Origin of the sequence: Tritonibacter mobilis F1926 (assembly GCF_000376545.2) — a bacterium.
In the GTDB taxonomy this organism is placed as follows: domain Bacteria; phylum Pseudomonadota; class Alphaproteobacteria; order Rhodobacterales; family Rhodobacteraceae; genus Epibacterium; species Epibacterium mobile.
Genome location: NZ_CP015230.1, coordinates 690154 through 708736 on the forward strand (window position 1 = coordinate 690154; position 18583 = coordinate 708736).

Here is an 18583-nt window from a genome sequence, read left to right on the forward strand (position 1 = left end):
AGTCTTGGCGCTCCGTTTGGCGGGTAATTTCATAATCTGCAGCCTGTTCGGCTCGTCGGTCAAAGTAAAAGGGACGGCGCCGCCACAAAGGCGGAAATGGCCGGGGGTATCCCCCCGCGTGCTCAACGTTATCTCTGCACTGCTCCCCCGAAAGGGAAGCTGGCTCCTGGTGATGCCGAAGGTTTTAAGTTCGGCGGGTGATCGCGATCCCCGCCAATATACTGTTGTTTCCCTTAAGGCTGGTAACCACTGCGTGCGCTTGGGGCGCAACGGGGATGCGAGGCGCTGCCTCGCGCTCCGGGATATTTGGAGTTAGAAGAAAGATCCGGCCCTCATATTCTTCTAACGACAAATATCCTGGGGTGAATTGGCCTAAGGCCAAGAGGGGCAAAGCCCCTGTGAGTGGTGCCGGTTGCGCACCCGCATGTGCCGCTTGCAGGGCTGGTATTTGCGCCGCGTGTGAGCTATCCCGGCGGGGACAATCGTGGCGCGGACAGGTCATCCGACCCTGCGCCCCATCAGTGAAAGGCCTGTTGCAGATGAGCTATGAGACGCCCGGCCCTGTCGAGTCTGAGTTGCGCGACGCCATCAGCCCCATCGAGGAGATCATCGCCGCCGCGCGTGCAGGGAAGATGTATATCCTGGTGGATCACGAGGACCGCGAGAACGAGGGCGATCTGATCATCGCGGCGGAGTTTGCCGATGCGGATGCGATCAATTTCATGGCCACATATGGGCGCGGGCTTATTTGTCTGCCGATGACCGCCGAGCGGATCGACCGGCTGGGATTGCCGATGATGGCGGTGAATAATTCCTCGCGCCATGAGACGGCATTCACTGTGTCGATCGAGGCGCGCGAGGGGGTGGATACCGGGATCTCGGCCGCGGATCGGGCGCTGACCGTGGCCACCGCCATTAATGAGCAAAACACCATGGCTGCGATTGCCACGCCGGGCCATGTGTTTCCCTTGCGGGCCAAGCGGGGCGGCGTGCTGGTCCGCGCCGGCCATACCGAAGCCTCGGTTGATATTTCGCGCATCGCGGGGCTGCATCCCTCGGCCGTGATCTGCGAGATCATGAAAGACGATGGCACCATGGCGCGGCTGCCGGATCTGGTGGAGTTTGCCAAAACCCACGACATGAAAATCGGCACGATTTCCGATCTGATCGCCTATCGCGCCAAGAATGACAATCTGGTGGATGAGACCGCGCGCAAGACCGTGACCTCGGAATATGGCGGCGACTGGGAAATGCGGATCTTTACCGACCAGACCCATGATGTGGAACACGTCGTGCTGATCAAGGGCGACATCTCCTCGCCCGAGCCTGTGCTTACACGGACCCATGCGCTGCATGAGGCTTCGGATCTTTTGGGACTGGGGCCAAAACCCGCAGGCGAGCTGCCGCGTGCAATGGAATTGATTGCAGAGGAAGGGCGCGGGGTGGTGTGCCTGTTCCGCCAGCCGCGCAATGCGCTCTATGCCTCGGACGAGGACGGGGTGCGCACGATCAAGCAAACCGGCCTTGGCGCGCAAATTCTCAATAAACTCGGCATTGAAGAGCTGATCCTGCTCACCGACTCGCCGGAAACCAAATATGTTGGGCTGGATGCCTATGGGCTGTCGATCGTCGGCACCCGTCCCATCCTGTCCAGTGACAGCTAAAGGAGGCCTGCGTCATGGCCGGACAAGAAAGCCACTACATCCTGCCGCGCCCGGAATTCGACAAGCCGGTGAAGCTGCTGATCGTGGTGTCGCCCTATTACAAGGACATCGCCGACAATATGGTTGCCGGTGCGGTGGCCGAGATCGAGGCCGTGGGCGGCTCTTATGAGGTGGTCGAGGTCCCCGGCGCGCTGGAGATCCCCACGGCCATCGGGATTTCGGACCGGGCGTCGAACTTTGACGGCTATGTGGCGCTGGGCTGCGTGATCCGTGGCGAGACTACGCATTACGACACGGTTTGTAATGACAGCTCGCGGGCCTTGCAGCTCTTGGGTCTTCAGGGGCTGTGCATCGGCAATGGCATCCTGACGGTCGAGAACCGCCAGCAGGCTGAGGTGCGCGCCGATCCCAAGGATCAAAACAAGGGGGGCGGCGCGGCTGCTGCGGCCTTGCATCTGATCGCGCTCGCGCGTAAGTGGGGCGCCCAGACCAAGGGTGTAGGATTCAAACCTGCCTCCGACTCTTACCGGCTCGCCTGATTTTAACAACGGATCCCTCGCTCATGACCTCCAAAGACGCCCCGAAACCGGGCCAGAAACCGGGAAAAAACAAGACGCAGGCGCGCTCTGCTGCCCGTCTTTATGCGGTGCAGGCGCTGTTTCAGATGGAGCAGAGCGACCAGAGCACCAATAAGGTGATCGTGGAGTTTGAGGATCATCGTTTCGGCGCGACCTATGAGGGCGACGAATATGCCGAGGGCGACACCAAGCTGTTTCGCAAGCTGGTGAATGATGCGGTGAATTATCAGGCAAAGATCGACCAGATGACCGACCGCGCGCTGGTGGCGAAATGGCCGATTGCCCGCATCGATCCTACCCTGCGGGCGCTGTTTCGTGCAGCGGGCGCGGAGTTTGTCGAGAGCGATACGCCGGTCAAAGTGGTGATCAACGAATACGTCGATATTGCGCGCGCCTTCTTCCCGGAAGGGCGCGAGGCGAGCTTTGTCAACGCGGTGCTGGACCATATGGCACGCGAAGCAAAGCCCGAGGCGTTCTGACAGTCAACCTGTCAGACAGGGCGAAGAAACGACGCAAAACAGTTCTAATGAGGCGCATGACGATGGGTCCTGCGCCTTTTTTCATTGAAACCTGAGAGCTTAGCGCCAGTTCATAGTCCGATTGGCGCGGATTGCATGCTTTTTAATCAGCAATTTGCGTTGGCAGCAAAAAGCTGCCAGCTTGCAAATACTGGACACCTCTGCCCGTCATGGGGCTGAGGCGGTCCTGCCCGGAAACGAAAACGCCCCAAAAGGGCTGCCAGAAACAGGAGGGGACATGTTTCACAAAGTAGTCGTGCCAGTGGACCTGGCGCATGAAGCCGCATTGCAGAAAGCTCTGCAAGTGGCTGCAACAATGGCAAAAACCCATGCCGCAGAGGTGTGTTATGTGGGGGTGGTCTCGGCCAGTCCCAGTGCACTTGCCCGCAGCCCTGCGGAATATAAGGCAAAGCTGGAGAGTTTTGCCCAGAGCCAAGCAGCGCAATATGCGATCAAGGCCAGCGCCCATGCCATCATGAGCCACGACCCGGCAACCGATCTCAATAAGGCGCTGGAGGCTGCCATTGCGGATCTGCAGGCGGATCTGGTGGTGATGGCGACCCATGTGCCGAATATCTCGGATTACATCTGGGCCGGTCACGGCGCCCATGTTGCAGCGCACAGCACCGCATCGGTGCTCTTGGTGCGCGATTGACTGACATAGAATTGAAACTCCGAAACGAAAGGCGGTACCTATGACCGACCAAACGACGGAAACGTCCGACGGCATTCCAAGCCCGGACGGCGCAGCACATATCATTGATACGGAATATGAAATCGGGCAAGACAACCTTGAGGGGTCTGTCGGTCCTTTCGGGTTTGACATCCACAACCCGGTGTTTGCGATCTCTGGCCTCGCGATTGTGGCCTTTGTGTTCTACACGCTCGCCCTGCCCGAACAGGCGGGGTCGCTGTTCTCCTGGCTGTTCAGCTCAGTCACCAAGGGCTTTGACTGGTTCTTCCTCGGTGCCGCGAATATCTTTGTGATCTTCTGTCTGTTCCTGATCGTGACGCCATTTGGCAACGTCAGGCTGGGCGGCACTGAAGCAGAGCCCGACTATAGCTATATCGGCTGGTTTGCGATGCTTTTCGCGGCCGGTATGGGCATCGGTCTGATGTTCTACGGTGTCTCTGAACCGCTGAGCCACTTTGCCTCTTCTATGGGCGGCACCGCCGCTGAGAATGGGGCGCGCACCGACTGGGCCCCCTTGGGCGGCGCGGCTGGAAATGAAGCGGAAGCCGTGCGTCTCGGCATGGCCGCGACGATCTTTCACTGGGGTCTGCACCCTTGGGCGATCTATGCGGTGGTGGCGCTGGCGCTGGCTTTGTTCAGCTACAACAAGGGCCTGCCGCTGACGATCCGCTCTGCCTTCTATCCGATCTTTGGCGATGCGGTCTGGGGCTGGGTTGGTCATGTGATCGACATTCTGGCGGTGTTTGCGACGCTCTTTGGTCTGGCGACCTCGCTCGGCTTTGGTGCAACGCAGGCCAATGCGGGCCTCAATGAGCTGTTTGGCATTGCGGTCAGTTCCACTACCGAAGTGATCCTGATTTCGGGCATTACCGCGATCGCGCTGGTGTCAGTCCTGCGTGGCCTTGATGGCGGGGTGAAAATCCTGTCGGAGATCAACATGGGTCTGGCGTTCCTGCTGCTGATCTTTGTGCTGCTGGTGGGGCCGACCGTGTTCCTACTGTCGCTGTTTTGGGATTCGCTGGTGGCCTATGTGCAGTTCCTGCCCGCGCTGTCGAACCCGGTGGGGCGTGAGGACGTCAACTTCATGCAGGGCTGGACTTCGTTCTACTGGGCGTGGTGGATTTCCTGGTCGCCGTTTGTGGGCATGTTCATCGCCCGCGTGAGCCGCGGCCGCACCGTGCGGGAGTTCATGATCTGCGTGCTGCTGATCCCGTCGATGGTCTGCGTGTTGTGGATGAGCGTCTTTGGTGGCACCGCAATCTATCAGGTGATCGCTGATGGCTACACCGCCGCGCAGGGGGCTGAACTGCCGGTGAAGCTCTTTAAGATGCTGGACGTGATGCCGCTTGCGGGGATCACTTCGCTGGTGGGCATCGTGCTGGTTATCGTGTTCTTCGTGACCTCCTCGGACTCCGGGTCGCTGGTGATCGATACCATCACCGCCGGGGGCAAGGTCGACGCGCCGGTGCCGCAGCGTGCCTTCTGGTGCATCTTTGAAGGGGCGGTTGCGATCGTGCTCTTGCTGAGTGCGGGCGGCCTGCAATCCTTGCAGTCGATGGTGATCTCCACCGGTCTGCCGTTCACGGTGGTGCTGCTGATCATGTGCTACGCGATCCTGCGCGGCCTGATGAGCGAGCGCAAAAACACCTGAGCGGCCTCGCATTGAGTGACATGAGAGACGGCGCCCTTTGCGGGGCGCCGTTTTTTTATGCGTCGCGTCGTGCGGTTTGGGGAAATAGTCAAACCCGACGCGGCCAAATCGTCGCATCATCGTCTGTGCGCTGGACCGGCGGGCCGCTGCGCCCTAGATTTAAAGGGTAGCCGCAAGGAGAGTGTCATGCCCGAACCGATTAAGCTCTACATCAGAAGCGCCCTTTGGGGGCTGGTGCTGGCCGCGATTTTTGTGGGCATCCTGTTGTGGTTCAACATCGCCAATCTTGGTGCACTGGTCTTTGGATCTGATGCGGGCGTCGTCGCAGTGCTGGCGCTGTGGATTTCCAATGCGGTGGTCTTTGGCGGTGTTCAGTTCGGCTTTAAGATCATGGCAATGGCGGAACGTGAGGACCCCCCGCGCGGTGGAACTTGGGTTGGGCCGGAGCTGCAAGCGGTGCCGGTCCCGGCCAAAGCCGCACAGGCCGGTCGCCCCACCAAACGCTGAGGGCTGGCCCCTCTGGGATTGGCTGAACACAGGCCGCGTATGTCTTGCGCGGCTTTTTGTTTGCAGGCGTTAGCGTGGGAAAAGCGGCGGGAACCACCAGTCAACCGTGCGGCGTTGATTCCCGAGGACCTGTATGTACAGGTGGGCGCCAGGTAAACGGACCAGGATCCGGACAGAGCCAGCTCCCTCGGAATTGCTTAAGGCCACTGGAATGCTGCCTGTCACGAGAAGGGGAGAACCCGCCTTCGCAATAGGTAGTGCGGCGCGCGCGCTTGCACAAGGGGGCGTGTGGGGATCTGGGGCTTGATTTTTGTTCATGAATTGTTCACTTTTCGGGTATGACACATCAGCACCTCGATCAAGATGAGTTCGACGCCCCCACGCGGGAGGCCGTCCCGCCTGAGGGCGATGAGGCGACACTGGCCCTGCTGCAGCCGGGACAGCGTCTGGCGCGTGGGGTCAGTCGCTATCTGCGCTCGATGGGATTTGCCTCGGTTGAGGAATTCGTCCCCGCGCGCGGGCTGCGGGTGGATGTGATGGCGCTGGGGCCAAAGGGCGAATTATGGGTGATCGAGTGCAAATCCAGCCGCGCCGATTTTCAGAGCGATTGCAAATGGCAGGGCTATCTGGAGTGGTGCGACCGGTACTTCTGGGCGGTCGACGTGGATTTTCCCACCGATCTGCTGCCAGAGGGCACCGGGCTGATCCTCGCCGATGCCTATGACGGCGAAGTGGTGCGTATGGCCCCAGAGCAGAAACTGCCCCCGGCGCGGCGCAAAAAGATGATCCAGAAATTCGCCATGGATGCCGCCCGCCGCCTGCAGCGGCTCAGAGATCCAAGACCCGGACGGGATGGGCTGCTGTTGTCTCCAAGCGAGGGAGAATGACCTGAGGGTGACCCAAAAGACCCGAACACGGCCTGCAGATCAGGCCGTGAGGTCGATGGCGGCTTTGGCCGGGGGGACGATGTAGATGATGTCACTGTGCCCATCGAGTTGCAGGGCGAGCATCTGCTGCTGTTCCTGCGCCTCGGCGACCTCTCGCTGGGGATTGCGCTCATAAGGTTCTGCGGCTGCGATCAGCGGATCGCTGGGCGGCGTGCGTATCTCCGCGCCTAGAGTGGGGGCAGCGTCCGCTGTCAACACCCGTGGCACAGGGGCGCGGTCCGTGCGATCCAGCGCGGCGGCGCTGCCCGGTGCCTCGGACAAGGCCCCGGTCAGGCCGACACCCTCATCCGAGATCAACTCTGCAGATTGCGATGTGCGCGATTGGGTCTGATAGGCGTAGGCCTTCTGGGCGAGGGCAATCAGATCCGCACTGGCCCGTCTTTGATCTTCTGTCAGGGGGAGGCTGATCACGGTGTTGGAGGTCATGCTCTCTCCTGATTGCGAGGGCTCTGATTGCGAAGGTTGTGGGGCCTCGCTGGGGGCTGGGGGGGCGGTGCGATCCGCGGCAGCGTTGGGCTGTGGGGTGTCGGCTGGGGGCAGGCCGATGATGACGACCCCGTCATCCATCACATAGATCACCCGTGGAGGACGCGCGGCGATGCTGGTTTCGGCTGTGGCATCCGTGGGGGCGGCCACGGGTGTTGCGTTAAGGTCCGCCGGGGCTTCTGCCACCGACGGGAGACCGTCCGGCATCCTGCCGGACTGCTGCATTGCGACGCCGGAAGGATACACCGCAAGGGCGTCCTTGTCCGTCACCGGGGTCGCAGGCAAGCGGGAAACCTGAGTGCGCAGAAAGTTCAGCACTTTCTCCATGTGATCGACCGTATCCGAGATCTGGTTCATCGCGGACTTCCAGCCCGGCTCGGGCGGTTTGGTCACCTGATCGATCATTTTCTCGCGGGCGCGCCGGGCCTGAGAGACCTGATTTTGCAATTGGTTGGCGGTCAGCTTGTCTGAATTCGAAATGGAAAACGCGGCGGCCCGCGGACCATTCGCAGAGGCGATGGCGCTCGGTAGGGTCACAGCTGGTCCCAACGGCGGGGTTGTAAAATGGTACATCACACACGCTCCAAGTAGAAACTTGACGTTCATTAATCATTTGGAGGTAGAGGTTAACACGGCCCTAACTTCCGTAAACGGAACCCGTCAAATTCGATGGATTTTGCCGCTCTGGCAGGCCATCGCGCGCAGCCGGGCGCGCACTTGCGGTAACTTAATGGGCGATTGTTGGTTGTTGTGATGTCGACAGCGGTGTTTTGGGCACAAAAAAGCCGGGCGCAAAGCCCGGCGATCCTGTCGAAGAAAGACGCGCTATTCAGGAGCTGACAGCACGCGCGGCCTGTGCCGCTGCACGGATTTCATCAGCGATTTCCTCGGCTTCCTCGGGGTCGAAGTCCATCGGGATCTCAAGCCCATCGGCTTCGATGAAAATGCGCACCATCCCGGCATCGGTCGGGCCGATCTGCATGTTCGCCTCAATGTCGCGTTCGGTATTGATCCCCATGTGCAGCTCCTTCGGGTTGCGGATCGCGGTAGGAACTCCTGCTAGCCTGCAAGCCCTTAAAAAGCAAGATGTCGCCTCTTGCCCACGCACGGCGCGCCCTTTGATTGGGAAAACAAGGAGTGAGAGGGAATCACTGCAGCCTCAAACGGGCCACTTCCGGACATCTGAACGGGCGCAGATCTATGCGGACAGGGGGAGGTCAGAAGAATTTGCCGTTGCGCAAAAAAGTGCAAAAAACTTGTGACATGAGCTCTTGCACTCTGATTTTCTGTGTTGTAAATCGCCCCCAGTGCCGCCTTAGCTCAGTTGGTTAGAGCGCTTGATTGTGGATCAAGAGGTCCCTGGTTCGAGACCAGGAGGTGGTACCATCCCCCCCCCTAACATCAGTCATGAAACGGTTTTATGCCTGTTGATGACCGACGCGGCCATCCGTAGCGACACGTAGCCGTGCAGCCGTGGAGTAGGGCTGCGACTTGGTTAGTCGATCTGAACGCTCTGGCGCAGCGCACCGGTTTCGCTGTCGAGGATCAGGATTTGATCGTCGGTGGTCACCACCGCCAGCCAGCCGGTTCCAAAGGTCACGGCCCGCGCCGTCGCGCCATCGGGCAGGGTAATGTCTGCCGGAAGCCGGGGGGCAGAGGTGTCGTCAGACAAACGGATGACAAGCAGCGCAATTACCACTAGAACCCCGCCCACCATGATCACCGTGAGCGTGGTCACGAGGCGGCGCAGGAAACGCAGCTGTGCCGGTTCGGTAATGTTTTCAGGTTCGGAAGGATGAGTCATGGCCAGCCGCCGCATTGAATTTGTGATCGCGGACAATCCGCCCAAGCGGCTTGATAAAGCGATTGCGCGCGATGTGCCAGAGGAAGCGAACCTGTCGCGCACCCGTCTGGCCCGTCTGATCGAAAGCGGTGGCGTTGAGGTGGACGGGGCAGTGGCCAGTGACGCAAAGGCCCGCGTCCCTGAAGGCGCGCAGATCGTCATCACGGTCGAGGACACCGAGGAGAGCCACATCGGCCCCGAGGATATCGCGCTGGATGTGATCTATGAGGACGCCGACCTTATCGTCATCAACAAACCGGCAGGCATGGTGGTGCATCCGGCCCCCGGCAGCCCCTCCGGCACGCTGGTCAATGCGCTTTTGCATCATTGCGGTGCGGATCTCTCTGGTGTGGGCGGGGTAAAGCGCCCGGGCATCGTGCACCGGATCGACAAGGAGACCTCGGGCCTCTTGGTGGTGGCGAAATCGGACGCTGCGCATCAGGGGCTGGCGGCGCAGTTTGAGCGTCACAGCGTCGAGCGCTATTATCAGGCGGTCTGCTACGGTGTGCCCGACGCCAATGACCCGCGCCTGCGCGGCGTGCGCGGTGCGAGTTTTGAGCCGGGCAATATCCTCAAGCTCACCACCCAGCTTGCGCGCCACAAGACCGACCGCCAACGGCAAGCGGTGTTGTTTGAAGGCGGTCGCCACGCGGTGACCCGCGCCCGCATCATCGAGGCTTTTGGTGCCCCTGCGGCGGCCTCCTTGGTGGAGTGCTGGCTGGAAACCGGGCGCACTCATCAGATCCGGGTGCATATGGCGCATGCGGGCCATGGGCTGCTGGGCGATCCCACCTATGGCGGCAAGCGCAAGATCTCTCCCAAGGCGCTGAGCGCGGCGGGGCTTGTGGCCATCAGCAACTTTTACCGGCAAGCCCTGCACGCCGCCGTTCTGGGCTTTGAGCACCCGGTGAGCGGCGAGATGATGCGCTTTGAGGCCCCGCTGCCCGAAGACATGCAGGCCTTGATCTCAGCCCTTCGGATGCCAGTTGCGATTTAGGGGGAGGGGTACCCACGCTCTGAATTTTGGAGGTGTGGGGCGAATGTCTCAAGCGGGGCATCTGTGAACGATGCTGCAATCCAAACGAATGGCCGCATTGAGCCCGAACTTATTTATTTCAACACGGCACACGAATGGCAATGATTACGGTTAGGCACAAAACCTATGAAGGCAATCGCGCTTTGAGCAGTCTAAAAGCAGTATCGATAATTTTTGGTTTTGTGAAATGACCAAAGACGAAGAGGGACTTGCCTTTTCCACGGAAGAATTGTCGAAGGCTTTGGAAATCTGCACGCATTCAAGTAGGAGTTCATTGACCGCAAGCGGCCAAAATCCGGGATACTTGTTCTGGCGCTCCCAACGTTGGATTGATGTTAGTGAGCATTTCGGTGACAGAAAGTCTAAGGTGCTATTGGAGGCACTCGAAGTCATCTTTGACGACTTTCGCAACCTAGAGAGAGCTTTTTTGCTGAAAGCGCAGAACAAGGGTGACACGCGGCCTGCGTTTGATTGGCGCAAGCCGATAGTAATGGCCTTTGGAAATAAGTTCCCCGATACGCCGTCAAAGGTTCTGTCGTGTCTGGAGGCAGACTTTGCACATAGGCACAGATAGCCCCCATCGAATATAAACTAAACAACCAAGCCAACGCTTGACTAAGTGACTACCTAAAGCAGTCGTCGGCGTAGCCGCAGCGAAATGGTGCTTTGTCCCGCATTCCACCACTCCACCACGACTGATGGCGCGCTCCGGGCACCCCCTGTTCCCCGCGCTTCGCACCTCACCCCGGTGGCTTGCCGCGGTATTTTACGGTTAGCTCGGCGGGGACGTCTTCGGGGTCATAGACCCCAAGCAGAATGCCTTTGCCGCGGGAGGCGCCGCGTCCCGCAATGATCTGTGCGTCTGAGCGGGTGATGCGTTGTGACATGCGCCGACCCCATTGGCCGAGGCGCGCATACATCATGTCGATCACTTCGCAGTGGTCTGGACTGCGGCCAAGGTCGTGAAACTCTTGCGGGTCGTTTTCCAGATCGAACAGCATTGGCGGCAGGCCGCCCTCGGCATGCATGAATTTCCAGCGCGTGTCCGTCACCATAAAGAGCCGCGCATCGCGGGGGGCGATGCCAAGCTTCACACTCATAGGCGTGCCGGAATAGTCGTATTCGCTGATCGCGTAGTCCCGCCACGCCTCGGGCGACTGGCCATGCAACCACGGTGTGAGCGCGCGGCCCTCAAGGATGTGATCTGCGACCTCGCCGCCGGCGGCCTCCACGAAAGTGGGCAGCAGGTCGATGTTTTCCACCAGCGCGTCGCAGGTGGTGCCGCGGGTGGCGTCGGCTTCGGGGCGGGGATCATAGACGATCATCGGCACTTTGACGGAGGGCTCGTGAAAGAGATCCTTCTCGCCCAGCCAGTGATCGCCCAGATAGTCGCCGTGGTCAGAGGTGATCACGATCATCGTGTCATCCATCCGGCCGGTGTCCTCAAGGTATTGAAACAGCCGCCCCATCTGGTCGTCGCATTGCTTGATGAGGCCCATATAGGCGGGGATGGCGGCTTGCCGAACTTCTTCGCGCGAGAAGGCCTGACCGATGGCATTGCCCATGAAGGCACCGTAAACGGGGTGCGGATCGTCGCGCTCTGCGGGGTCTTTGACGGCGGGCAGCACATGCTCCGGCCCGTACATGTCGTGATAGGGCGCAGGCACGATATAGGGCCAATGGGGTTTGATGTAGCTCACATGCGCGCACCATGGTCCTTCGGCCTGTTCAATGAACTCGATGGTCTTGGTGGTGAGCCACGGGGTTTCGCTGTCTTCCTCGGCAATATTCGCGGCCTTCTGCGCATTGGCCATGAACCAGCCGGAGGCCATCTCTTCGCCTTCAAGACCCGCATTGGCAAAGTCGTGCCACGGGTTATGGCCCGCGTAGCCCTTTGATTTTAGGTATTCATTATAGGGGCTGCGCTTTTGGTCATAAAACCCGTCCGGCCCTTCGGCCCAGAGGCCATCGTCACGAATCCAGACGTCAAAGCCGCATTCGGCTTGTCGTGCGCCAATCACGCTGTCGGGGCTGAGGCCAAGGCGGGCCATGCCCTCGCTGTCGGCATTCATATGCGTTTTGCCAATGAGCCAGCAGCCCATGCCCGCCTTGCGCAGGTGATCCCCCATGGTCCATTCGCCCACCCGCAGGGGCGAGTTGTTCCATTGCGCCCCGTGGCTGGAGACATAGCGCCCGGTGTAGCAGCTCATTCTTGCAGCACCACAGATGGGCGATTGCACATAGGCGTTGGTGAACCGCACGCCACGTTCTGCCAGCCGGTCGATATGGGGCGTTTTCAGATGCGGATGACCGGCGCAGCTCAGGTAGTCGAACCGCAGTTGGTCGAACATGATAAAGAGGATATTCATAGCGCAGGCCCCACTGGTGTTTCACCAAAGAGGATAGGCCAGTGAACGATGCGCAAAAACCCTTTGTCAAAACATGCCGCTCAGTGGCATGACGGGACATGTTGAAAGAAAACCGCTCTCTTGATCGTGGCATCGAAATTCTGGAGACCCTTGCGCGTGAAGGGGCGATGTCGCTTGCAGATTTGCACCGCGCCACCGGGCTGCCCAAGAGCACCATCCGGCGGCTGTTGCAGACTTTGATCGCGCGCAAGATCGTGCGCCGCTCGCTGGCGGATCAGCTGTACCGAACTTTGGTGGTGTTTCCCGATATTTCGGGCGAGGTGATGCCCAAGGGGATGTTGCATATGGCCGATGCGGCGATCCCGCGGGCGCTGGCGCTTACGAAGGCTATTGGCTGGCCTTCGGATATCCATATCCGCGAGGCGCGCGCGATGCGGATTATCGACAACACCCGTCAGGCCAGCACCTTTCACGTTCAGCGGGGCCAGATCAATCAACGGGTGAGCCTCTTTGGGTCGGCGGCCGGGGTGGCCTGTCTGGCCGAGATGACGGATGCAGAGATTGCCAAGACCTATGAGGCGCTGAAGCCCGATTTGCATTGGGGACCAGTGCGGTTCGGCATGGATCTGGCGGCATTGATGAAGCGGATCGAGCGGGTGCGCCGGCTGGGGTATGCGGAGCGGTCGACGGCGCAGATCAGCGATCATGACTGGGATACCGACCTGCGTGCCATTGCGGTCCCGATCAAGGCGGGCGGGCAGGTGCTGGGCGGGCTCTCGGTTCTGTGGCTCAGGACCTATAAACCGGTGGAGGAGTTTGCAGCGCTGCATCTGCCTGCGCTGCAAGAGGCGGCCGCCGGGATCAATGCGGCCCTTGATGAGGTCTGGGAGGGCGGGGCGCTCTGAAGCGCACCCGACGCATGTCAGAGCAGGCTTTCGGCGGCCTGTTTGGCGAGAAAGGCGCTGCGGTACAGCTGGGTTTTCACCGCGCGCCCCCGGTCGGGTTTCAGGTCGGTGATCGGCAGCGGCAGGCTGTCCTCTGACGCGCCGGAGAACAGTTCCGCCAGCGCCCGGCCAAACATCGTGCCGGTGGTGATGCCGCGCCCGTTATAGCCCACCGGGGAATAGAGCCCGTCGTCCAGCCGGTGAATGCGGAACAGGTGATCGGGGGTGAAGGCGATCTGCCCGTGCCAGGCGTCCGCGAACTCCAGCGCGCCAAGATCCGGGAACAGGCGGCGCAGCTTGCGCTCTGCCCAACGGCGGGTGAGGCCCTCGGTGCCGCCCACCACCGACCCCATGGAGCCGATAATCAGGCGCCCCGCCTGATCGCGGCGCAGCGAGAACATGATCTTGCCGGTGTCCCACAGGCCCTGACCCTCGGGCAGGATGGAACCGGCCTCAGCACCGAGTGGCTGGGTGGCCATCTGGAAGAAATGGATCGGCGTGAAGCTCTGCGCCAGCCCCGGCCACAGGTCATTGCTATAGGCGTTGGTGGCAATGACGACGCGCCCGGCGGTGATCACACCGCGGTCTGTCTCCACCTTCCAGTTCGCGCCGTCTTTCTTCAGCGCAAGCACCTTGGTTCCCGTGGATATGTCTGCCCCGGCAGCCCGTGCGGCGCGGGCCAATCCGCGCACATAGCCCATCGGGTTGATGGTGCCTGCGCGTGCATCCAAGAGCCCGCCGTGAAATTTTGCGGTGCCGGTCTTTTCCGCGGTCTCGTCCGCGCTCAGCAGGCGCACCGGCGCACCAAGCGCCTGCCAGCCTGCGGCGCGAGCCTCAAGATCGCGCAGCCCCGATGCGGCATGTGCGGCGTGGATGGTGCCTGCGCGGGTGGCCTCGCAGCGGATCTGATATTGCTCGATCAGCGAGAACACATAGTCGGGCATATCGCCTAGCTCGCGCACCAATGCGCCGCCATGCGCCTTGCCCAGCATCTGCTCCACCTGTTGCGGCGGAAGCCACAGGCCGGCATTGACCAGCCCCACGTTGCGTCCGGAGCCACCATGGCCGATCTCGGCGGCCTCCAGCACGTGACACGACAGCCCCTTGAGCGCGCCATGCAGCGCGGTCGAAAGCCCCGTGTAGCCGCCGCCCACGATGGCCACATCGACGCGGGCGTCCTGTGCCAGGGGATTGGCATAGGTGGGTTCCTCGGATGAGCGGTCCCACAGAGAGATCGGTTCAGAACGCGGCTGACCGGCGGATTGGGAAAGGGACGTGTCTGTGGTCACGCTGATCTCCTCGCATGTTCGGGGGCAGGGTCGGCGCATCAATGTACCGGGCCTGCGGGCGACACTGCGGCAGGGCAGGGCGGCTGTCAATTGCTGTGATCGCGCGCCCCCTCGCCGGGGCTGGCGTGGGGGCAAAGCTGCCCCTAGAGTGTTGGAAACACACGCCGCAGGAGGTCCGGATGGCACAGCTCAAGACAACATCGGCGCAGATGGTCGCCGCAGCCCGCGCCCGTATCGAGGAAATCACTGCGGCAGAGGCGATTGCCCTGCATGGCACGCCGGAGGTGGTGTTTGTCGACCTGCGCGATGTGCGGGAACGCCAGCGCGTGGGGTTTATCCCCGGCAGTTTTCATTGTCCGCGCGGCATGCTGGAGTTCTGGGTTGATCCCGACAGCCCCTATTTCAAAGAGATCTTTGCCGAGGAAAAACGCTTTGTCTTTCATTGCGCCTCGGGGTGGCGGTCGGCCCTGTCGGTGGCGATGTTGCAGGACATGGGGTTTGAGGCCGCGCACATCAGCGACGGGTTCTCCGGCTGGCTCAAGGCAGGCGGCCCGGTGGTGGCTCCGGTTGACGAAGGCTAACGCCCTGTCCCGACAGCAGGTCAAGGGGTTCATATCGCGACAAAAACGCGGCATTTCCGGGGCGCGCCGGGTGGCCTTTGCGGGATGCTGTGGCGTGGCTGCACTAGTGGCGCCATTAAGTGTTGGTTAACCAGTTGGGGCCTAAAGACACCAATAACCCACCAGCAGGTATTCAGATGATCCGATCCCTTGCGCTGGCGCTCTGCGCCGCGATTGCGCTTCCTTTGGCCAGCACTGTGCAGGCGGCGGAGGCGGCCCCGTCAGAGGCGCAGAAACGTCACCGGATCGGCTATGGCCACCTGATCGACAATGATCTGATCGGCGATGGCAAGGATCGCTGGCGCACCGGGTCTGTCGCCTCGTCGCGGATTTACGGCTACGGCTGGGACGGGCAGGCCCCTGCGAACTTCGGAGAGCTGTTGGAGCTGCGCTTTCTGGGCCAGATCATCGCCCCGGACAATCTGCGCAATCCGGCTGCGGGTGATCGGCCTTGGGCGGGGGCCCTGTCGCTCGGGCTGCACACGCATATGCAGCGCGGGTCACTGGAGATCTCGCTTGGCGGCGATCTGGTCTTTATCGGCCCGCAAACCGGGCTCGACGGGTTTCAGGATGCGCTGCATGATCTGGCCAACACCACGCGCCCGTCAGATGCGGTGCGCGATGCACAGATCCCAAACACGATACGCCCCACGTTCGTCGGCGAGTTGGGCAAAACCATCACGCTTGGCCCACGCAGCCGTCTGCGCCCCTTTGTCGAAGCGCGCGCCGGGGATGAGACATTGGTGCGAATCGGCGCGGACCTGACCCTGGGCACAGCCGGGCAGGGCGAACTCCTGGTGCGCGATCCGGTGACGGGCCAGCGCTACCGGACGATGTATGACACCCGTGGCCTGAGTTTCACGCTGGGGGGCGATGTGGCGCATGTGGCACAGTCGGTCTACCTGCCACAGGGGCGCGGGTACGCGCTGAATTCGCGTCGGGACCGCCTGCGCGCGGGGCTGCACTGGCAAGGCGACGGGCGCGATTTCTTCTATGGCATCACCTATCTGGGCAAGGAGTTCTCAGGTCAGGACACGGGTCAGATCGTCGGCTCCCTGCGGCTGCGCTGGACATTTTGACGTGGTTTTTACGCCACGGTCTCCGGGTCAAAAGCAAACGGGCCCCGGGGATTAAGTCTTCCACCTAGGGGCCTGATTTGTTAACGCTTCATTAATAATTGAGATGAACTCAACTGAGGCAGGCTAGAGCGGATGAAGACGGGCTTTTGCGGCACGTTTGTCATCTCTTGGACGCAAACGGAAATTGATGGTCTCGAGGCGGCACCTGTTGCAGCACTTGAGGTGGGCGCTGCGTGGTCATGGCATGGGGACGCCGTGCGCGTGGACGGGCCATCAGAGCTGTTGCGTCTGGATATGGCAGATGGGGAACAGGACCTTCGGCGTCGTGCGGCGCGCACGGTGCGCCGCCTCGTGGGCGCAGCCGTGCAGAACCGCAGTGATATTCATGCGATTGATATCGATGACCCGGTGACGGACAGCAGCTTCATCGTGACCAACGGCGTACAAAGCTATACCGTTACCGTGATCGAAGCGGGCCGTGGGCGGCCTGCGCTGTTGATGTTTGTGGATGAAATCCCGCCGCGCAACACCGATCTCTGGGTGGTGCATCATGCGCTGGGGTATCTCGGTGCGGATCAGGCGCCACGCGATCCTGGCGTGATTTGCTTTACTCCGGGGACACGTATTGCCACCCCCGATGGACCAAAACCCGTGGAAACCCTGCGCGAAGGCGATCGGGTGCAAACCCGCGACAACGGCGCACAGGTGGTGCAATGGATCGGCGCCCGTCGGATGAGCGGAGCGCGACTGTTTGTCATGCCGGGGCTGCGTCCGATACGGATTCGCGCCGGAGCGCTGGGTATCGATCGCCCGGAACGCGAGCTCTTGGTGTCACCAGAGCATCGCATGCTGGTGCGCGGCCGCGCGGCGCGGGCACTCTTTAATGAGCCGGAGGTGCTGGTGGCCGCACGCGATCTGATCAATGGTCGCACCATCGAGGTCGACAGCTCTGTGCGCGAAGTGACTTATGTTCACCTGCTGCTGGAACATCATCAGGTGATCTGGGCCAATGGGGTAGAGACCGAGAGCTTCCACCCTGCTCACGCCGCCCTCGCTGCGCTGGATGACAGTGACCGCAAGCGCCTGTTGCGCCGTTTGCCGGGGATTGAGCATGACCCCGCCAGCTATGGCGCCTTTGCGCGGCGCAACCTCTCGGCGTCTGAGGCCGCTATCTTGATGCACAACGCGGCCTGAGCGTAACCTAGCGGAGCGCCTGCGGCGCACAGGTTTGTTCAGATGCGAGGCGCTGCCTCGCGCTCCGGGATATTTCGGGTTAGAAGAAGTCCGGCCCCGCTCTTCTAACGCCAAATATCCTGGGGTGAATTGGCCGCAGGCCAAGAGGGGCAACGCCCCTTTGGGTGGTTTCGGGTAAAGCTGCCGCTTCTCACTTGACACGGCCAAGCGATCCTGTAGAAGCGCGGCTTCATTGGTGTTGGTGGCCCCCGCAAGGGGATGCCTGTCAAGGTCGAGGATCATCAGATCCAAATCCAAGAGGACAACGCCCTTTATCGCCGTGGCGAGCCTGATCTGGTTCTGACGGTTGTGTGTCGCGCGCGTCCGCAACCCGAAAAGTGGGAACCGGTTTTCGGAGCGAGTTGCGGAGCCAAATATAAAGGAGATCAGCCGTGACAAAACGCACGTCTGCCAAGTACAAAATTGACCGCCGTATGGGCGAAAACATCTGGGGCCGTCCGAAATCCCCGGTGAACCGTCGTGAATATGGCCCCGGCCAGCACGGTCAGCGCCGTAAAGGCAAACTGTCCGACTTCGGTATTCAGCTGCGCGCCAAGCAGAAGCTGAAAGGCTACTACGGCGACCTGACCGAGAAACAATTCCGTCGCATCTACGGCGAAGCCGAGCGTGTGAAGGGCGACACCGGTGAAAACCTCATCGGTCTGCTGGAGCGTCGTCTGGACGCTGTTGTCTACCGCGCCAAATTCGTGCCGACCGTCTTTGCGGCCCGTCAGTTCGTGAACCACGGCCATGTGCTGGTGAACGGCAAGCGCGTCAACATCCCCTCCTACCGCGTCAAAGAAGGCGACGTGATCGAGGTGCGTGAAAAGTCCAAGCAGAACGTAGCTGTTCTGGAGGCCGTTCAGCTCGCAGAGCGTGACGTTCCGGATTACATCGAAGTTGACCACTCCAAGCTGACCGCCACCTTCGTGCGCGCGCCTGGTCTGGCCGATGTGCCGTACCCGGTGATGATGGAACCGAACCTCGTGGTCGAATTCTACGCCAAAAACTAATGCTGGTGCGCCCAAAGGGGCGCGTTTGCTACCAGTTCGAAAAGCCGCTCCTTTTTGGGGCGGCTTTTTTCATGTCGTCGTTTTTGGAGAGGCGCAATATGAGGAAGGGCTT

General features: G+C 61.0%; 19 protein-coding genes and 1 tRNA gene. 15 read left to right on the forward strand and 5 right to left on the reverse strand.

Features of this window, described 5'->3' with window-relative positions; translation table 11 throughout:
• The first annotated feature begins 539 nt into the window (after nucleotides 1-539).
• From ribB to K529_RS03285, 7 genes are all read left to right on the forward strand, one after another.
• Nucleotides 540-1664, forward strand: coding sequence for a 3,4-dihydroxy-2-butanone-4-phosphate synthase (ribB, locus tag K529_RS03255; RefSeq protein ID WP_005649458.1), 1125 nt, complete (start codon nucleotides 540-542; stop codon nucleotides 1662-1664).
• A 14-nt stretch (nucleotides 1665-1678) separates the two neighbouring features.
• Nucleotides 1679-2203 (forward strand): 6,7-dimethyl-8-ribityllumazine synthase, encoded by a 525-nt coding sequence (locus K529_RS03260; RefSeq protein ID WP_005649462.1) that lies wholly within the window; start codon nucleotides 1679-1681, stop codon nucleotides 2201-2203.
• 23 nt (nucleotides 2204-2226) lie between these two features.
• Nucleotides 2227-2721, forward strand: a complete 495-nt coding sequence (gene nusB, locus K529_RS03265; protein ID WP_005649465.1) for a transcription antitermination factor NusB — start codon at nucleotides 2227-2229, stop codon at nucleotides 2719-2721.
• Between the two features lie 277 nt (nucleotides 2722-2998).
• Nucleotides 2999-3415 (forward strand): universal stress protein, encoded by a 417-nt coding sequence (locus K529_RS03270; protein ID WP_040643294.1) that lies wholly within the window; start codon nucleotides 2999-3001, stop codon nucleotides 3413-3415.
• A gap of 40 nt (nucleotides 3416-3455) precedes the next feature.
• The gene (locus tag K529_RS03275; RefSeq protein WP_005649471.1) at nucleotides 3456-5105 is read left to right on the forward strand and encodes a BCCT family transporter; all 1650 of its coding nucleotides are present in this window, start codon (nucleotides 3456-3458) and stop codon (nucleotides 5103-5105) included.
• A gap of 186 nt (nucleotides 5106-5291) precedes the next feature.
• On the forward strand, nucleotides 5292-5612 hold the full coding sequence (locus K529_RS03280; protein WP_005649473.1) for a hypothetical protein: 321 nt from the start codon (nucleotides 5292-5294) through the stop codon (nucleotides 5610-5612).
• Between the two features lie 338 nt (nucleotides 5613-5950).
• On the forward strand, nucleotides 5951-6499 hold the full coding sequence (locus K529_RS03285) for an MmcB family DNA repair protein (RefSeq protein WP_005680200.1): 549 nt from the start codon (nucleotides 5951-5953) through the stop codon (nucleotides 6497-6499).
• A gap of 39 nt (nucleotides 6500-6538) precedes the next feature.
• On the opposite strand, the gene K529_RS03290 is transcribed toward K529_RS03285, so the two are convergent.
• The gene (locus K529_RS03290; RefSeq protein WP_046002427.1) at nucleotides 6539-7618 is read right to left on the reverse strand and encodes a hypothetical protein; all 1080 of its coding nucleotides are present in this window, start codon (nucleotides 7616-7618) and stop codon (nucleotides 6539-6541) included.
• A gap of 256 nt (nucleotides 7619-7874) precedes the next feature.
• Nucleotides 7875-8063, reverse strand: coding sequence for a DUF6324 family protein (locus K529_RS03295; RefSeq protein ID WP_005642687.1), 189 nt, complete (start codon nucleotides 8061-8063; stop codon nucleotides 7875-7877).
• Nucleotides 8064-8354: 291 nt separating this feature from the next.
• Here K529_RS03295 and K529_RS03300 point away from each other — a divergent pair.
• A tRNA-His gene (locus K529_RS03300) sits at nucleotides 8355-8431 on the forward strand.
• Between the two features lie 109 nt (nucleotides 8432-8540).
• Here the strand turns inward: K529_RS03300 and K529_RS03305 are convergent.
• Entirely contained in the window at nucleotides 8541-8849 is a 309-nt protein-coding gene (locus tag K529_RS03305; protein ID WP_005642685.1) for a DUF6476 family protein, read from the reverse strand.
• Between K529_RS03305 and K529_RS03310 the strand changes: the two genes are divergently transcribed.
• Nucleotides 8848-9885 (forward strand): RluA family pseudouridine synthase, encoded by a 1038-nt coding sequence (locus K529_RS03310; protein WP_046002428.1) that lies wholly within the window; start codon nucleotides 8848-8850, stop codon nucleotides 9883-9885. The two genes, K529_RS03305 and K529_RS03310, sit on opposite strands and share 2 nt — an antisense overlap.
• Before the next feature lie 226 nt (nucleotides 9886-10111).
• Entirely contained in the window at nucleotides 10112-10498 is a 387-nt protein-coding gene (locus K529_RS03315) for a hypothetical protein (RefSeq protein WP_005651552.1), read from the forward strand.
• 166 nt (nucleotides 10499-10664) lie between these two features.
• Here the strand turns inward: K529_RS03315 and K529_RS03320 are convergent, their stop codons facing one another.
• On the reverse strand, nucleotides 10665-12293 hold the full coding sequence (locus tag K529_RS03320) for a sulfatase-like hydrolase/transferase (RefSeq protein WP_005651553.1): 1629 nt from the start codon (nucleotides 12291-12293) through the stop codon (nucleotides 10665-10667).
• Nucleotides 12294-12391: 98 nt separating this feature from the next.
• Here K529_RS03320 and K529_RS03325 point away from each other — a divergent pair, with 98 nt between their 5' ends.
• Complete coding sequence (locus K529_RS03325; protein ID WP_005651555.1) at nucleotides 12392-13198, forward strand: IclR family transcriptional regulator; 807 nt, start codon at nucleotides 12392-12394, stop codon at nucleotides 13196-13198.
• 17 nt (nucleotides 13199-13215) lie between these two features.
• Here the strand turns inward: K529_RS03325 and K529_RS03330 are convergent, their stop codons facing one another.
• Nucleotides 13216-14526, reverse strand: a complete 1311-nt coding sequence (locus K529_RS03330) for an NAD(P)/FAD-dependent oxidoreductase (RefSeq protein ID WP_046002429.1) — start codon at nucleotides 14524-14526, stop codon at nucleotides 13216-13218.
• Nucleotides 14527-14705: 179 nt separating this feature from the next.
• On the opposite strand from K529_RS03330, the gene K529_RS03335 reads away from it, so the two are divergent.
• The 4 genes from K529_RS03335 (at nucleotide 14706) to rpsD (ending at nucleotide 18471) form a co-directional block, all read left to right on the forward strand.
• Nucleotides 14706-15107 (forward strand): rhodanese-like domain-containing protein, encoded by a 402-nt coding sequence (locus K529_RS03335; protein WP_009176636.1) that lies wholly within the window; start codon nucleotides 14706-14708, stop codon nucleotides 15105-15107.
• 176 nt (nucleotides 15108-15283) lie between these two features.
• The gene (locus K529_RS03340) at nucleotides 15284-16225 is read left to right on the forward strand and encodes a lipid A-modifier LpxR family protein (RefSeq protein WP_046002430.1); all 942 of its coding nucleotides are present in this window, start codon (nucleotides 15284-15286) and stop codon (nucleotides 16223-16225) included.
• A 132-nt stretch (nucleotides 16226-16357) separates the two neighbouring features.
• A complete protein-coding gene (locus K529_RS03345) occupies nucleotides 16358-17419 on the forward strand; it encodes a Hint domain-containing protein (protein WP_046002431.1) in 1062 nt (353 codons plus the stop codon).
• 431 nt (nucleotides 17420-17850) lie between these two features.
• The gene (rpsD, locus tag K529_RS03350; RefSeq protein WP_005641099.1) at nucleotides 17851-18471 is read left to right on the forward strand and encodes a 30S ribosomal protein S4; all 621 of its coding nucleotides are present in this window, start codon (nucleotides 17851-17853) and stop codon (nucleotides 18469-18471) included.
• The last annotated feature ends 112 nt before the right edge of the window (nucleotides 18472-18583 follow it).

Excerpts from the sequence above, each read along its gene's own strand:
- ribB (WP_005649458.1), top strand. The coding sequence starts at position 540 with ATGAGCTATGAGACGCCCGGCCCTGTCGAGTCTGAGTTGCGCGACGCC.
- K529_RS03260 (WP_005649462.1), top strand. The coding sequence starts at position 1,679 with ATGGCCGGACAAGAAAGCCACTACATCCTGCCGCGCCCGGAATTCGAC.
- nusB (WP_005649465.1), top strand. The coding sequence starts at position 2,227 with ATGACCTCCAAAGACGCCCCGAAACCGGGCCAGAAACCGGGAAAAAAC.
- K529_RS03270 (WP_040643294.1), top strand. The coding sequence starts at position 2,999 with ATGTTTCACAAAGTAGTCGTGCCAGTGGACCTGGCGCATGAAGCCGCA.
- K529_RS03275 (WP_005649471.1), top strand. The coding sequence starts at position 3,456 with ATGACCGACCAAACGACGGAAACGTCCGACGGCATTCCAAGCCCGGAC.
- K529_RS03280 (WP_005649473.1), top strand. The coding sequence starts at position 5,292 with ATGCCCGAACCGATTAAGCTCTACATCAGAAGCGCCCTTTGGGGGCTG.
- K529_RS03285 (WP_005680200.1), top strand. The coding sequence starts at position 5,951 with ATGACACATCAGCACCTCGATCAAGATGAGTTCGACGCCCCCACGCGG.
- K529_RS03290 (WP_046002427.1), bottom strand. The coding sequence starts at position 7,618 with ATGTACCATTTTACAACCCCGCCGTTGGGACCAGCTGTGACCCTACCG.
- K529_RS03295 (WP_005642687.1), bottom strand. The coding sequence starts at position 8,063 with ATGGGGATCAATACCGAACGCGACATTGAGGCGAACATGCAGATCGGC.
- K529_RS03310 (WP_046002428.1), top strand. The coding sequence starts at position 8,848 with ATGGCCAGCCGCCGCATTGAATTTGTGATCGCGGACAATCCGCCCAAG.
- K529_RS03305 (WP_005642685.1), bottom strand. The coding sequence starts at position 8,849 with ATGACTCATCCTTCCGAACCTGAAAACATTACCGAACCGGCACAGCTG.
- K529_RS03315 (WP_005651552.1), top strand. The coding sequence starts at position 10,112 with ATGACCAAAGACGAAGAGGGACTTGCCTTTTCCACGGAAGAATTGTCG.
- K529_RS03320 (WP_005651553.1), bottom strand. The coding sequence starts at position 12,293 with ATGAATATCCTCTTTATCATGTTCGACCAACTGCGGTTCGACTACCTG.
- K529_RS03325 (WP_005651555.1), top strand. The coding sequence starts at position 12,392 with ATGTTGAAAGAAAACCGCTCTCTTGATCGTGGCATCGAAATTCTGGAG.
- K529_RS03335 (WP_009176636.1), top strand. The coding sequence starts at position 14,706 with ATGGCACAGCTCAAGACAACATCGGCGCAGATGGTCGCCGCAGCCCGC.
- K529_RS03340 (WP_046002430.1), top strand. The coding sequence starts at position 15,284 with ATGATCCGATCCCTTGCGCTGGCGCTCTGCGCCGCGATTGCGCTTCCT.
- K529_RS03345 (WP_046002431.1), top strand. The coding sequence starts at position 16,358 with ATGAAGACGGGCTTTTGCGGCACGTTTGTCATCTCTTGGACGCAAACG.